A 13,396-nucleotide genomic window follows, 5' to 3' on the forward strand; every position below is an offset into this window, starting at 1 on the left:
TTCCTGAATGAACGCGGCGCCTGTGAGTTTTTCGCGAGCAAGCTCGCTCCTACAAAATGCCTTAACTGAACGGCATTAGAGCTTGCCTGCGATAGCGATGGGTATCTATACAACTCTGTAGCGCTCAATGGTAACCACGATGCGAAGCGAGCCGTTCAGGCGGCCCCCAAATCACTGGCGGATTACGGGCACACCGAGCCTAAGCGAGGTGCCGAGTGGTGGGGCAAGAGCGTTTTGCTTGCTTTTGCGCTGTTCAAAAGGGAGCCGCCGTCAGGGCGGAACCCTAGGTGGCCGTTACCGCAGGAACGGATATGTACCCAATCCAACTGTGTTGACTGTCAGGCCGCCTTCGCAGGCAAGCCAGCTCCCACATTTGGACTGCGGCGCGCCAGGTAGATAAGCGTCGGATGTCAGGCCGCCACGGGTCCAGCCTAACCTCGAAGTTGTGTAGATGCTTAGGCTGCGATAACGGTGGGTCAGTCAACATCTGATGATCAGGATAACGATGACTCATTATATAAGCTGGATTTAAATATACCGTTCAGGCGCGCTTTTAGGACCACTCCTATAGACGCTTTGTCTGTTGGCTTATTAAAGCCAGCCCACTATGGTGGGTGACTTTGTTTGTTGATTTTAATCGCCTGTTTATAAGGTGATTTGCCCGGGTTATTTGTTTTTCAGAGCACTCCTATTTTGAAAATTAAGTGCGCTGCTTACACTTCATTTCGCAACAACGCAGAAGTATTTCCCGTCCAGGGAACTTCACAACTTAATCAAGCCTATCGCGTTCTCGGAGTTACTCATGAATTACAAAGCTCGCGCCCTCGCTGTACTGGTCGCTGCCACCGTCTCTTCTGCTGCCATGGCTTCGGACGGCAAAATTGATTTCAACGGTGAGCTGAAAGCCGAAACCTGCCAAGTGGCCGTCAATGGTGCAGCAGCTTCCGGCGCGACCACCGTCACCTTGCCAACCATCTCCACCGCTTCCTTGGCTTCCGCCGGGCAAGTAGCTGGCCAGACCGGTTTCAACATCGAACTGAGCAAGTGCTCTGCTGCGATCAAAACCGCGGCGGCGTTCTTTGAGTCGGGCGGTGGCGTGGATCCGGCCAGCGGTAATGTGAAGAACATCAGCGGTTCAGCCACCAAGGTCCAACTGCAGTTGGTGGATGCCACCAATGGCAACGCGATCAAGGCCGGCAACACGTCTCAGGTTACCTCCACCAGCCGCGTAACTGTTGACCCAACTGCCCTGACCGCTGTGCTGCCGTACGCCGTTCAGTACTACGCCCAGTCGGCTACCACGCCGGGCACCGTTGTGGGCTCCGTGACTTACTCCATCAATTATCAGTAAGTCGCAGGCTTTGGACACACGCCCTGCTCGGTATTGAAGGGCGTGCATCCAGACGGTAAAGGGATTGCTCTATGTCGTGCACACGTGCATTCAAACCACTGCTGCTGATCGGCCTGGCCACACTGATGTGTTCCCATGCATTCGCTGCAGTGGTGATTACCGGTACGCGCCTGGTCTATCCGGCGGACCAGAAAGAAATCACCGTAAAACTGAACAATAACGGCACGTTGCCCGCACTGGTCCAATCATGGATCGACACCGGCAGCGTCGAATCGACACCCACCAGCTCCAAGGCGCCGTTCCTATTGTCGCCCCCGGTGGCGCGCATTGACCCGACCAAGGGCCAAAGCTTGCGAGTGCTCTTTACCGGCGCGCCTTTGGCGCAGGACAAAGAGTCGGTGTTCTGGCTCAACGTTCTCGAAATCCCGCCCAAACCCGAGGCGGGTGCAGACCTCAACACGCTGCAAATGGCTTTCCGTTCGCGCATCAAGCTGTTCTATCGCCCGGTCGGCTTGCCTGGAAATCCCAATGAGGCGGTTGAGCAGGTGCAGTGGCAATTGGTTACGGCACGCGATGGCCAAGGCCTGGCGCTGAAGGCGTACAACCCGTCGGCGTTCCACGTCTCGCTGATCGAGTTGGACCTAGTGGCGGGTAACCAACGCTATCGCAGTGAGGACGGCATGGTCGGCCCTGGGGAAACCCGGCAGTTCGCGCTGCCCACGCTCAAGGCCAGGCCGTCGAGCCAGGCACAAGTGGAGTTCAGCGCCATCAACGATTACGGCGCGTTGGTCCCGACCCGCAACACGCTGCAGCCCTGATCCATTCCTGACGTTTTTACCCGCGAGTCATCTATGTCGACCTTTTCTTGCTCCAGGCTTTTTCTGCGGGCGCGGCCTCGCTTCGCCTTGAATCCGCTCACTGCCCTGATCCTCAAGGCATTGGCCATTGCTCCAGGCGTGTGGAGCATGCAAGGCGCGTTGGCGCAAGAAGTGCAGTTCAATGACGCCTTCCTGCCCGAAGACTCGCGCAATCTTGACCTGAGTGCCTACCAGGCCGGCAACCCGGTGATGCCCGGTCAATACCGAGCCGACATCATCCTCAACGGGCAACTGAACAACCGGCAGGATATTCGCATTGACGCCCAGGCCGACGGCAGCAAGCCGGTGGTGTGTATGAACCGTGGCTTGCTTGAGCGCCAGGGTGTGCAAATGGCCAGCCTTACGCCCGAGGCCAGCACGCTGCTCGACAGTCAGGCGTGCCCGGCAGTGTGGCAGGTAATCCCTGGCGCTACCGCGAACTTCTCCCCAGAGAACCAGGCGCTGGACCTGAGCATTCCCCAGGTGGCGCTCAAGCGTAATGCGCGGGGTTACGTCAGCCCGCAGTTGTGGGACCGTGGCGTGACGGCCGCCATGCTCAGCTACAACTTCAACGCCAATCGTAACCGCACCCGCAGTGGCAACTCCGATTCGGCGTTCATGGGCCTCAACGCGGGCCTGAATCTGGGGGACTGGCGCCTGCGCCACAACGCGTCCATGAGCTGGCAGTCACGTTTGGGCAGCCGGTATCAGGCTCTGGACACATACGCTCAGCGTGATATCACCGCGTTGAAAAGCCAACTGACGGTGGGTGAGTCCAACACCACCGGCGAGATCTTCGACACCTTGTCCTACCGTGGCGTGCAATTGTCCACTGACGACCGCATGCTGCCTGATTCGATGCGCGGGTATGCGCCGGTCATCCGGGGTATTGCCCGCACCAATGCGCGGGTAACCATTCGCCAAACCGGCAATATCTTGCTGGAAACCACCGTGGCGCCCGGCGCGTTTGTGATCGATGACCTGTACTCCACCGGCTATGGTGGCGACCTCAGCGTGAGCGTGGCCGAAGCCGACGGCACTGAGCAGAACTTTATCGTGCCCTACGCCTCGGTCAGCCAGTTGCTACGCCCCGGCACCTCGCGGTTCAGCCTCACCGCGGGTGAAACCCGCAACAACTTCGTCGACGATCAGGCGCGCCTGCTGCAAGGGACTGTGCAGTACGGCTTGAACAATACCTTCACCGGTTTTGCCGGCCTGCAATCGAGCGATGACTACACGGCGGTGCTCACCGGCCTGGCGTTCGGCACACCCATCGGTGCGATGGCCGTGGACATCACGCACGCCCAGACCGACCTGGCCGGCGGCGCTGCCAAGGGCCAGAGCATGCGGGTGTCGTACAGCAAGAATGTGCTCAGTACCGGCAGTAACTTCTCGCTGGCGGCCTATCGGTTTTCCACTCAGGACTACCTGGATTTCAGCAACGCCATCCAACTGCTGGATGCCGAGAAAAATGGCTGGGATTCGAGCATGTTCGGTCGCCCGCGCAGTCGTTTTTCGGTGACCGCCGACCAGAACCTTGGGGCTTGGGGGCAAGTCTCTATCAGCGGTTACGCGCAAAACTACTGGAATCAGCCGGGCAGTGATGTGCAGTACCAGTTCAGCTACAGCAAGCAGTTCAACCGCGTCAGCTTCAGTGTGAATGCCAACCGCAGCCGCATGGGGCTGGGCGACATGGAGAACAGCTTTTTGCTGACCATGAGCATGCCCCTGGATTTCGGCGCGTCGGGTAACACTCCGCAAATAACCGCGCAGGTGGGCCGCGATACCCAAGGCAATTACAGTGAGCAGGCCGGTATCAGCGGCACCGCCGGCCAAGACCGTCAATATGGCTATAGCGCCAATTTCGGCCATGACGGCGCCAACCACAGCAAGAGCGCCGCGCTTAACGGTCAGTACACGGGTGGGCGAGCCATGCTCAGTGCGGCACTGGGGCGTGGCGATGGCTATACCAGCGCCTCGATGGGCGCCAGCGGCACCGTGGTGGCCCACGCCGAGGGTGTGACCATGACGCCGTACCGCGGCGAAACCATGGCGGTGGTCAGTGCGCCGGGTGCCGCGGGCGCCAAGGTTTCGGGATACCCCGGCCTCACGCTCGACAGTCGCGGCAATGCCGTGGTGCCGTACCTACGGCCTTATGAGCTGAACGAGGTGGCCATCGACCCGATTGGCAGTTCGCTGGATGTCGAACTCAACGAGACCAGCCAACAAGTCGCCCCACGCGCCGGTGCCGTGGTGCATCTTAAATACACCACTAATCAGGGCCGTGCGGTGCTGCTCAATGTGCGCCTGGACGATGGCAGCAGCTTGCCATTTGGCGCAGGCGTGACCGACGGCGAAGGCGCCTCGGTGGGGATGGTCGGGCAGGGCGGTCTGCTCTATGCCCGGATCAAGCCAGAAACCCGCCAGTTGTTGATCAACTGGGGCAGCAAGACCCATCAACAGTGTGCCCTGATGATTCCTCCCGGCCCCGGCGAGGGCCAGCAATTGCAGCAGGTGGACGCTATTTGCGCCGCCGGCAAACAGGTCGCGGGCAGCACGCCGCCCAACAACATGCAAAAGGTACCGTTATGAACATGGGCGCTTTGATCAAACCCAGCCTAGCGCTGGCGGCACTTTGGGCGATGGCCGATACGGCAATGGCAGTGACCTGTACATATAACAACGGTATCCAGGCCGCAGTGGGCAACATGCCATTGCAGGTCTCGGCGATTACCGTCGGACGTGATGTGCCGGTGGGCGCCGAAGTCTATCGACAGCGCTTCAGCATGGCCTTGGGCCAGGCACCCGAGCTGGACTGCCGGTTTGCTCCGTTTCAACAGTGGACCGAGTTGACGGTCGAGGCGACTTCTGGCTTAGCCAATTGGTCCAGCGGCCCCTATGCCAACAAGGTCTACAGAACCCGAATTCCAGGGCTGGGGGTGGTTATCAATAGTCTCGGCGGCGTGCTGCCCAGGCAAACCAACAAATCCTGGACTGCCTGCACATCGGGCTCTCGCTGCCTGATTCCGTTTGATGGACCTTCGAACTTCGAATTGATACTGATCAAACTAGGGGAAGTAACGCCAGGTGTATTGGCGGGCAGCTCATTGCCGGTCGTGAGCCTGTTTGGCAACTTCGGCGATGCCAGGATGCAGGGTTTCAGGATGGGCATCTCCGGCAGTATCCAGATTGTCTCGCGCACATGCAGTACGCCGGATGTTTCAGTGCCGATGGGGACGCACTTGACCAATAAGTTCACCGGGCTTAACAGCGCCACAGGGTGGACAGATTTTTCCATCAACTTGAATGATTGCCCGGCGTTCCATGGCACCTATTCCACCACCGGACCTGGCTGGCTTTCGCAAAGTGGTAATTCACCCACCGGCGTTGGCTCCGGCGGAACCCTAGCGGGTAACACCCTGCAATTTCGCATCGACTCCTCGCGCCCGGCGATCAATGCCAGTACGGGCGTGCTGAGCATTGATCCCACAGGCACAGGTAATTCGCCTGCCGCAAGCGGAGTCGGCATCCAAGTAGCGACACTAGACAGTACCCCGGTACCCCTGGGGATGAATCGGGCCAGCGGTATTAACCCACTGTCCTTCGAGTCCAGCTACAACATCCGCTTGCGTGCCCGTTATCTGCAAACCGCCAACCGAGTCACGCCAGGCCCGGCCAATGCGTCGGCGACGTTTACGATTATTTATCAGTGATGAATATGTCACTTATGTTCTGTGCGTTTGGTTTGAAGGGGCAGCCAGGCTGCCCCTCCCACCGTTACTCAAGAACCCGACTTCCGACCGCCGCCATGGCTGTGCTGCCCACCTTTACGGCCGGCTTCCGAGGCTTTTTCACGGTCGTTGGCGAAGTTGCCGCCCGACGCCTGGCCGCCTTTTTTACCGGCTTCGGAGGCTTTTTCGCGATCATTGGCAAAGTTGCCCGGGTTTTTATTACCTGTAGTCATGATAGTTCTCCAATCGCTAAGTTAGCGTTTCGTTAGTTGGCCGTTTCGCAACGGACACTTATTCCGATATTGGCTGTTTGGGAAATGTTTTACCGATTTTTCTAACCGGCGACGAACGGTGATTTCGCTGAAAAAGTTATACAGGAACTTGGTTGATGCGCCGCTTCGTATAACTTTTATTGCCGGTCAGCGCTTCGGTATTAATAAGATCGAAACTGCCGGCTTAGTTTAGGGTCCTGCCATTCGTCTTTTTCGTCGCACTCCAAAAAAAGGCGTCGTTCCAACGAGGTTCCTAACCTGTGAACGGGAGCATTTCAGCCATGAAGCACAACCCATCCAACCCACAGTACCGGCCGCTTGAGCAACCAGACGCACCCAATGAAGACGGTTGCGTGATTGGCACTGCCGGGCGCGACGAAGACCCCAACGCGACCACCGATTGGGACCATCCCGACAGCGCCGCGACACCCGCTGACGCCAGCATCAAACCCGCCAGCGGTACGCCCGGCATCGACGCCGTGCCCGAGTCGGAAAACCACGGCGCCGATTGAGAGAACTGCGCTACAAGTGCCGTTTCGCTTGGCCTGCAGCGCATTACCGCTGGTCGTGAGGCGTCGGTTTATTTTGAAATTTTCCACGCGCAGGCCACTTCCCATGCAAGGTAGGCGCGCATTCCAGCAGGGCGCCTTTTTCCGTAAGCCTGAGGAGATTTGTTCATGTTTCTACATAACAAGCGACTTCAATACACCGTGCGTGTCGCCGAGCCCAACCCGGGCCTGGCTAACCTTTTGCTCGAACAGTTTGGCGGCGCTCAAGGTGAGTTGGCCGCCGCGTCCCGTTACTTCACCCAAGCCTTGGCGGAAGACGACCCGGGGCGCAAAGATTTGCTGATGGACATCGCCACCGAAGAACTCAGCCATCTGGAGATCGTCGGCTCCATCATCGTCATGCTCAACAAGGGCGCCAAGGGGCGGATGGCCGAAGGCGTGGAAGAGGAGGGCGAGTTGTATCGTGCCCTCAATGGCGCCGGCAATGACTCGCACATCACCAGCCTGCTGTACGGGGCGGGCTCGCCGCTGACCAACTCTGCCGGTGTGCCGTGGACTGCCGCCTACATTGACACCATCGGTGAACCCACCGCAGACATGCGTTCGAACATCGCCGCCGAAGCCCGGGCCAAAATCGTCTATGAGCGGCTGATGAACGTCACCGATGACCCGGGAGTAAAAGATGCGCTGGGGTTTTTGATGACGCGGGAAATCGCTCACCAGATATCCTTCGAAAAAGCGCTGCATGCCATTCAACCGAATTTCCCCCAAGGCAAGTTGCCGGGCAAGCCGGAGTTCACCCAGGTGTACTTCAACATGTCCCAAGGTGCGGAAAACCTGCGCGGGCCCTGGAACCAGGGTGATGGTTGGGAGTTCGTGGAAAATCCACAACCGGCGGTCGATGGCGGTGACGGCACCGCCAGCGTGCAGTTGGACGCCGACGAGGAAGCGGTGCTGAGCGCGATGAAGATCCGCACGCTCTCGGACCCCACCAGCGACCCCACCACCGGCGCTGACCTGGGCAGGGGGCTGCAGCCAAAACCTGAGCCATGACCCAGGCTGTACGGTCGCGCGGCGCCCAATCACGGGCGCCGCGCCCTTTGATGGCACTGCGCAGCATTTTCACGGTCCATGGAACACATACCACGTATCTGGAGGTGAACCTTGGCGACAAAGAAGAAGCCTGTGGTCGAGGGTATGGAATTGGCGATGCTGTCTGCCAGCCGCAAAGACCTGTTCTTTGCGGCCATGCAAGCCAGCCACAGCGCAATGATCGTGACCGACCCCGCCGAGCCGGATAACCCGATCATCTTTGCCAACCAGGCGTTCCTGACCCTGACAGGCTTTGAACTGGACGAAGTGATTGGCCGCAATTGCCGGTTCCTGCAGGGGCCCCAAACCGACAAAAACGCGCTGCACCAGGTGCAACGCGCAGTTGAGCGGCACCATGAGGCCTGTGTCGAGGTGCTCAATTACCGCAAGGACGGCTCGACCTTCTGGAACGAGCTGTTCATTTCGCCGTTGTTCAACGAACGTGGGCAACTGGTGTATTTTTTCGCCTCGCAGCTGGACGTGAGCCGGCGCCACGACGCTGAGCAGCGCGTGCGTCGCGCACAAGACCTGGAAGCGCTGGGGCAACTGACCGGTGGCATCGCTCATGACTTCAATAACCTGCTGCAAGTGATGATGGGTTATCTCGACTTGATCCAGCAGAGCGCCAAGCGCCCCGGCAGCGATCCGCAGCGCATCGTCAACAGTGCCAGCCGTGCCAGGGCGGCGGCGGAAAAAGCGCAAACGCTGACCCAGCAGTTGCTGGCGTTTTCGCGCAAGCAACGGCTCGACAGCCGGGTGATCAACTTGAACAGCTTGCTCGGCCGCCCGGACTTCATGGCCCGTGCGCTGCGGGGCGTCGAGTTGCATGTAGAACTTGCCGAAGATCTGTGGAACTGCCGCATCGACCCTGTCCAGGCGGAGCTGGCAGTGCAGCACTTGTTATCCAATGCCCAGGATGCTTTGCGCGGGCGTGCTGACCCAGCGGTAACCGTCCAGACCTGCAACGTCCAGGTACCGGGCGATGTCGGTGCCGAGCGGGATGGGTTGACCGAGGGCTGTTACGTGAGCATTTCGGTCTCGGATAACGGCAACGGCATCGACGCAGGTATTCAGGACAAAGTCATGCAGCCGTTCTTCACCACCAAGGAAGAAGGCCAGGGCTCGGGCCTGGGGTTGTCGATGGTGTACGGCTTCGTCAAGCAATCGGGCGGCACAGCGCGGATTCATTCAGACCCGGGCATCGGTACGACGATACGCTTGTACTTTCCGGCCGATGACAGCCAGCTGTGGGTCGAGCAGGCACCTGAGGCGACCTCACCCCAAGGTAACGAGCGAATCCTGATTGTAGAGGACCGGCCCGAGGTGGCCGAGTTGGCGCAGGTGATTCTCTCTGACTACGGTTACCACACGGCCATCGCCCACAATGCCGCCGAGGCCTTGGGCATGCTCAAGCAGGCGACGTATGACCTGGTGTTCAGTGACTTGATCATGCCCGGCGCAATGAATGGCGCGGCACTGGCGCGGGAGGTGTCGCGCTTGTACCCGCACATCAGGATCTTGCTGACCACCGGCTATGCGAAAGACGCGTTGGCCCGCGCGGACATAGAGGTGCATGAGTTCGAGTTGATTCCCAAGCCGTATCAGCCTGCTGACTTGCCCCGCAAAATCCGTGCGGTGCTTGATGCCAGACAGCCGACGACGATATGACCTTCTGTAGGAGCGAGCTTGCTCGCGAAAAACTCACAGGCGCCGCGTTTATGCAGGCAACCCGCGTTATCGTTGACGTTTTTCGCGAGCAAGCGCGCTCCTACAGGGGGAGGGCGCTGCCCGCAGAGCTACCTCAGTACTGCCAACGCCAGGTTAAGCGCCAGCACCAGCACTATCGAAAACCCGAATATCCTGCGCGCCCAGGCGGTCGGGTCAGTCAGTCGTGTGCTGTTGGCCGCCAGGTTGAGCCAATACCCCCCAAGCCCGAGCATCACCACAAAATACAACGCCGCCATCTGCGCCACCGCGCCCAGCATCAGAGCGCTTGCGAGGAAGGCCAGCATGTACGTCAGTATCTGCCGGTGGGCTTGGGCCAGGCTCAACAGCGGCAGGCCTGCGGCGCGGAAATCCTCGCGGCGCATCACGGTGATCGCGTGTGAATGCGGCATCTGCCAACAACAGAACACCACGATCAGCAGCAACGCCGTGAGGTCAAACCGCCCGGTGACCGCGCAATAGCCGATCACCGGCGGCATCGCCCCAGAGAGGCTGCCAATCAAGGTGGCCCAGTGGGAACGCCGCTTGAGCCAGTAGGTGTAGACCCCCGCATAGATCACTAGACCGACCGTCGCCAGCATGCACGCCAGCGCATTGCTGCCGGCCCACAACAAGCCAAAACCGCAGGCGCCCAGGACGATCGCATAGGCTGCGGCAGTGGACACTCTGATGGTGCGCAGTGCCAATGGCCGATGACAGGTGCGCACCATGCGCCGGTCGATGTCGCGGTCAATGCAGTTGTTGATGACACAACCGCACCCGATCACCAGGGCCGTGCCGAGCAGGGTGGCAAGCCCGTGCGTCACCGAGGCCACATGCCCGCTGGCGGCGAGCAGGTAACCGCCCAGCACCGAGGCCAGGTTGCCGACAATAATGCCCGGCTTGGTGAGCTCGATAGCGGTATTGAACAACCCCCGCCAGTGTTTCAGTGCGCCAGCATGTTGTGATGAATACTGTCCATGATCCATAACGAAAGCCCCACCAACAGAACAATGATGACCGCCGAGAAAATCAGCGCAATCAGGTTCCAGCGTTGTTCTTCGGCCGTGTCCAGGTGCAGGAAGAACTTGAGGTGGACCACGATTTGTATCGCGCCCAACGCCACCACCAGCCAGGCGGTGAAGGTGCGCGGCAGTGACGGGAACATCACCAGGCCGAACGGGATCAGGGTGAGCAGGACCGACACCAGGAACCCGACCAGGTAGGAGCGGCTGCTGCCATGGCTCGTACCGGCACTGCTGTGAAGCGAGCTTTGCTTGTACATGTCACACCACCCCCAACAGATAGACCACGGTAAAGACGCAGATCCATACCACGTCCAAAAAGTGCCAGAACAGGCTCAGGCAACTGAGCCGGGTGGCGTTGGTGCTGGTCAGGCCGCGTTGCTTGACCTGGACCATCAGCACCGCCATCCAGATCAGCCCAGTCAACACGTGCGCGCCGTGGGTGCCGACGAGGGTGAAGAAGGCCGTCAGGAAGGCACTGCGGTCCGGCCCGTAGCCTTCTGCGATCAAGTGGTGGAATTCGTTGATCTCCATGGCGATGAAGCCCGCGCCCAACACGAACGTGAGCCCCAGCCAGCGCAGCACATCGCGTTGCTTGCCGTGGTTCATGGCGAGCATGGCGTAGCCGTAGGTGATACTGCTCAACAGCAGCAGCATGGTTTCGGCGAGCACATAGGGCAGTTCGAAAATATCCATGCTCGACGGCCCGCCCGCCACGCTGTCGCGCAATACGGCGTAGCCGGCGAACAAGGTCGCAAACAGGATGCAGTCGGTCATCAGGTAGATCCAGAACCCGAACAGGCTCAGGGAACCGGCGTCTTCATGCCCTTGTTCGTGGGTATGGGCGATGTCTTTTTCCATAACGATATTGGACATGGGTCAAGCCTCTGCCAGGTCTTTGAGACGTGCCGTTTCGATGCGCGCGACTTCCTGCGCGGGCACGAAGTAATCGGTGTCTTCGTCGTAGCTGCGCACCACGAACGCCACCACCGAGGCCACCAGGCCGAACGCCGCCATCCACCAGATGTGCCACACCAACGCAAAGCTGCAGACCAGCGCAAACAGGCTGATCACCAGGCCCGACGCGGTATTGCGCGGCATGTGGATGCTGCGATAGTCGGTGTGGCTGAGGGTGCTGACGCCGCGCTCCTTCATGCCCCAGTACGCGTCCAGGTCATTGACCTTGGGCTGCTCGGCGAAGTTGTACAGCGGCGGCGGGGACGCGGTGGCCCATTCCAGGGTGCGCCCGTCCCACGGGTCGCCGGTGAGGTCGCGGTATTGATGACGGTTGCGGATGCTGACAAACAATTGCAAGGCTTGCGCCGCCACGCCGCAGAGGATGATTGCCACCCCCACCAACTCCAGCAGCAGCCAGGGCCGCCATTCGGGGTTGTCGAAATGATTGAGGCGGCGCGTCATGCCCATGAAACCCAGCACGTAGGAGGGCATGAACGCGAAATAAAAGCCCACCAGCCAGCACCAGAAGGCGATGCGGCCCAGCTTGTCGTTCAAGCGGAAACCGAACGCCTTGGGGAACCAATACGTCAGGCCGGCCATATAGCCGAACACCGCGCCGCCGATGATCACGTTGTGAAAGTGCGCGATCAGGAACAGGCTGTTGTGCAGCAGGAAATCGGCCCCGGGCACCGCCAGCAGCACCCCGGTCATGCCGCCGATGCTGAAGGTCACGATAAAGCCCAGGGTCCACAGCATGGGCGTTTCGAAGCGCACGCGGCCGCGGTACATGGTGAACAACCAGGTGAAGATTTTCACCCCGGTCGGCACCGCGATGATCATGGTCATGATGCCGAAGAACGCATTGACGTTGCCCCCTGCGCCCATGGTGAAAAAGTGATGCAGCCACACGATGAACGACAACACGGTGATCGCGATGGTCGCCCACACCAGCGACACGTAGCCGAACAACCGCTTGCTGCTGAAGGTGGCTGCGATTTCGGAAAACACCCCGAACGCCGGCAGGATCAAGATGTACACCTCCGGATGCCCCCAGGCCCAGATGAGGTTCACGTACATCATCGGGTTGCCGCCGGCCTCGTTGGTGAAGAAATGCATGCCCAGGTAACGGTCCAGGGTCAGCATCAACAGGGTGGCGGTGAGGATCGGGAATGCCGCCAGGATCAGCACCGACGTGCACAGCGCATTCCAGGTGAACACCGGCATCTTGAACAGCGTCATGCCTTCGGTGCGCATCTTCAGGATGGTGACGAAGAAATTCACCCCCGTGAGCAGCGTGCCGATGCCGGATATCTGCAATGACCAGATGTAGTAATCCACGCCGACGCCGGGGCTGTAGCCCAGCTCGGATAACGGCGGATACGCGACCCAGCCGGTGCGCGCGAACTCACCGACCCCCAGCGAAATGTTCACCAGCGCCGCACCCACCACGAACAGCCAGAAACTCAGGGCGTTGAGAAACGGATAGGCCACATCCCGAGCGCCGATTTGCAACGGCACGACGATGTTCATCAAGCCGACGACGAAGGGCATGGCCATGAAGAAGATCATGATCACGCCGTGGGCGGTGAAGATCTGGTCGTAATGTTCCGGCGGCAGGTAACCCGGCCCGCCGCTGGCGGCCATGGCTTGCTGGGTGCGCATCATGATCGCATCGGAGAACCCGCGCAGCAGCATCACCAGCGCGACGATGATGTACATGCAACCGATCTTCTTGTGGTCTACCGAGGTGAACCACTCGCGCCACAAATAGCCCCACTTGCGTTTCCAGGTGATCGCGCCCACCAGCGCCACCCCGATCAGGCCGACGACGGCCAGGGTGTACATCACAATGGGTTCAGTGGTTGGGATCGCGTCCCACGACAGTTTTCCGAACATGG

General features: G+C 59.8%; 12 protein-coding genes. 7 read left to right on the plus strand and 5 right to left on the minus strand.

The features are described from left to right. Positions 1-802 precede the first annotated feature (802 nt). The 4 genes from E1K68_RS10815 to E1K68_RS10830 all read left to right on the plus strand — a co-directional run bounded on the left by E1K68_RS10815 (position 803) and on the right by E1K68_RS10830 (position 5,921). Positions 803-1,351 carry a fimbrial protein gene (locus E1K68_RS10815; protein WP_003190448.1) on the plus strand — a complete coding sequence of 183 codons (549 nt, stop codon included), beginning with the start codon at positions 803-805 and terminating at the stop codon, positions 1,349-1,351. A 71-nt stretch (positions 1,352-1,422) separates the two neighbouring features. After that, complete coding sequence (locus E1K68_RS10820) at positions 1,423-2,169, plus strand: fimbria/pilus periplasmic chaperone (RefSeq protein ID WP_003190451.1); 747 nt, start codon at positions 1,423-1,425, stop codon at positions 2,167-2,169. An 87-nt stretch (positions 2,170-2,256) separates the two neighbouring features. Continuing rightward, entirely contained in the window at positions 2,257-4,800 is a 2,544-nt protein-coding gene (locus E1K68_RS10825; RefSeq protein WP_346344334.1) for a fimbria/pilus outer membrane usher protein, read from the plus strand. Continuing rightward, the gene (locus E1K68_RS10830) at positions 4,797-5,921 is read left to right on the plus strand and encodes a fimbrial protein (RefSeq protein ID WP_032892348.1); all 1,125 of its coding nucleotides are present in this window, start codon (positions 4,797-4,799) and stop codon (positions 5,919-5,921) included. The genes E1K68_RS10825 and E1K68_RS10830 overlap by 4 nt, the downstream gene beginning before the upstream one ends. A 68-nt stretch (positions 5,922-5,989) precedes the next feature. Here E1K68_RS10830 and E1K68_RS10835 read toward each other — a convergent pair whose 3' ends face one another. Then, entirely contained in the window at positions 5,990-6,172 is a 183-nt protein-coding gene (locus tag E1K68_RS10835; RefSeq protein ID WP_003190457.1) for a general stress protein, read from the minus strand. 320 nt (positions 6,173-6,492) lie between these two features. Here E1K68_RS10835 and E1K68_RS10840 point away from each other — a divergent pair, with 320 nt between their 5' ends. The 3 genes from E1K68_RS10840 to E1K68_RS10850 all read left to right on the plus strand — a co-directional run bounded on the left by E1K68_RS10840 (position 6,493) and on the right by E1K68_RS10850 (position 9,480). Beyond that, positions 6,493-6,723 carry a hypothetical protein gene (locus E1K68_RS10840; protein WP_212614068.1) on the plus strand — a complete coding sequence of 77 codons (231 nt, stop codon included), beginning with the start codon at positions 6,493-6,495 and terminating at the stop codon, positions 6,721-6,723. Positions 6,724-6,888: 165 nt separating this feature from the next. Next, positions 6,889-7,773 carry a manganese catalase family protein gene (locus E1K68_RS10845; protein ID WP_044273273.1) on the plus strand — a complete coding sequence of 295 codons (885 nt, stop codon included), beginning with the start codon at positions 6,889-6,891 and terminating at the stop codon, positions 7,771-7,773. A 111-nt stretch (positions 7,774-7,884) separates the two neighbouring features. Continuing rightward, positions 7,885-9,480: a histidine kinase famiy protein gene (locus E1K68_RS10850; RefSeq protein WP_212614069.1), complete on the plus strand. Its 1,596-nt coding sequence runs from the start codon at positions 7,885-7,887 to the stop codon at positions 9,478-9,480. A gap of 128 nt (positions 9,481-9,608) precedes the next feature. On the opposite strand, the gene cyoE is transcribed toward E1K68_RS10850, so the two are convergent. From cyoE to cyoB, 4 genes are read right to left on the minus strand one after another with little or no spacing between them, the layout of a single operon-like run. After that, positions 9,609-10,448 carry a heme o synthase gene (gene cyoE, locus E1K68_RS10855; RefSeq protein WP_244858795.1) on the minus strand — a complete coding sequence of 280 codons (840 nt, stop codon included), beginning with the start codon at positions 10,446-10,448 and terminating at the stop codon, positions 9,609-9,611. Between the two features lie 14 nt (positions 10,449-10,462). Then, positions 10,463-10,801, minus strand: coding sequence for a cytochrome o ubiquinol oxidase subunit IV (cyoD, locus tag E1K68_RS10860; RefSeq protein ID WP_212614071.1), 339 nt, complete (start codon positions 10,799-10,801; stop codon positions 10,463-10,465). A 1-nt stretch (position 10,802) separates the two neighbouring features. Further along, entirely contained in the window at positions 10,803-11,417 is a 615-nt protein-coding gene (gene cyoC / locus E1K68_RS10865; protein ID WP_020303216.1) for a cytochrome o ubiquinol oxidase subunit III, read from the minus strand. Between the two features lie 3 nt (positions 11,418-11,420). Next, the gene (cyoB, locus tag E1K68_RS10870; protein ID WP_003190468.1) at positions 11,421-13,394 is read right to left on the minus strand and encodes a cytochrome o ubiquinol oxidase subunit I; all 1,974 of its coding nucleotides are present in this window, start codon (positions 13,392-13,394) and stop codon (positions 11,421-11,423) included. Positions 13,395-13,396: the final 2 nt, after the last annotated feature.

It is taken from the genome of Pseudomonas sp. B2021 (genome assembly GCF_018135665.1).
In the GTDB taxonomy this organism is placed as follows: domain Bacteria; phylum Pseudomonadota; class Gammaproteobacteria; order Pseudomonadales; family Pseudomonadaceae; genus Aquipseudomonas; species Aquipseudomonas lactis.

Excerpts from the sequence above, each read along its gene's own strand:
- E1K68_RS10815 (WP_003190448.1), top strand. The coding sequence starts at position 803 with ATGAATTACAAAGCTCGCGCCCTCGCTGTACTGGTCGCTGCCACCGTC.
- E1K68_RS10820 (WP_003190451.1), top strand. The coding sequence starts at position 1,423 with ATGTCGTGCACACGTGCATTCAAACCACTGCTGCTGATCGGCCTGGCC.
- E1K68_RS10830 (WP_032892348.1), top strand. The coding sequence starts at position 4,797 with ATGAACATGGGCGCTTTGATCAAACCCAGCCTAGCGCTGGCGGCACTT.
- E1K68_RS10835 (WP_003190457.1), bottom strand. The coding sequence starts at position 6,172 with ATGACTACAGGTAATAAAAACCCGGGCAACTTTGCCAATGATCGCGAA.
- E1K68_RS10840 (WP_212614068.1), top strand. The coding sequence starts at position 6,493 with ATGAAGCACAACCCATCCAACCCACAGTACCGGCCGCTTGAGCAACCA.
- E1K68_RS10845 (WP_044273273.1), top strand. The coding sequence starts at position 6,889 with ATGTTTCTACATAACAAGCGACTTCAATACACCGTGCGTGTCGCCGAG.
- cyoD (WP_212614071.1), bottom strand. The coding sequence starts at position 10,801 with ATGTACAAGCAAAGCTCGCTTCACAGCAGTGCCGGTACGAGCCATGGC.
- cyoC (WP_020303216.1), bottom strand. The coding sequence starts at position 11,417 with ATGTCCAATATCGTTATGGAAAAAGACATCGCCCATACCCACGAACAA.
- cyoB (WP_003190468.1), bottom strand. The coding sequence starts at position 13,394 with ATGTTCGGAAAACTGTCGTGGGACGCGATCCCAACCACTGAACCCATT.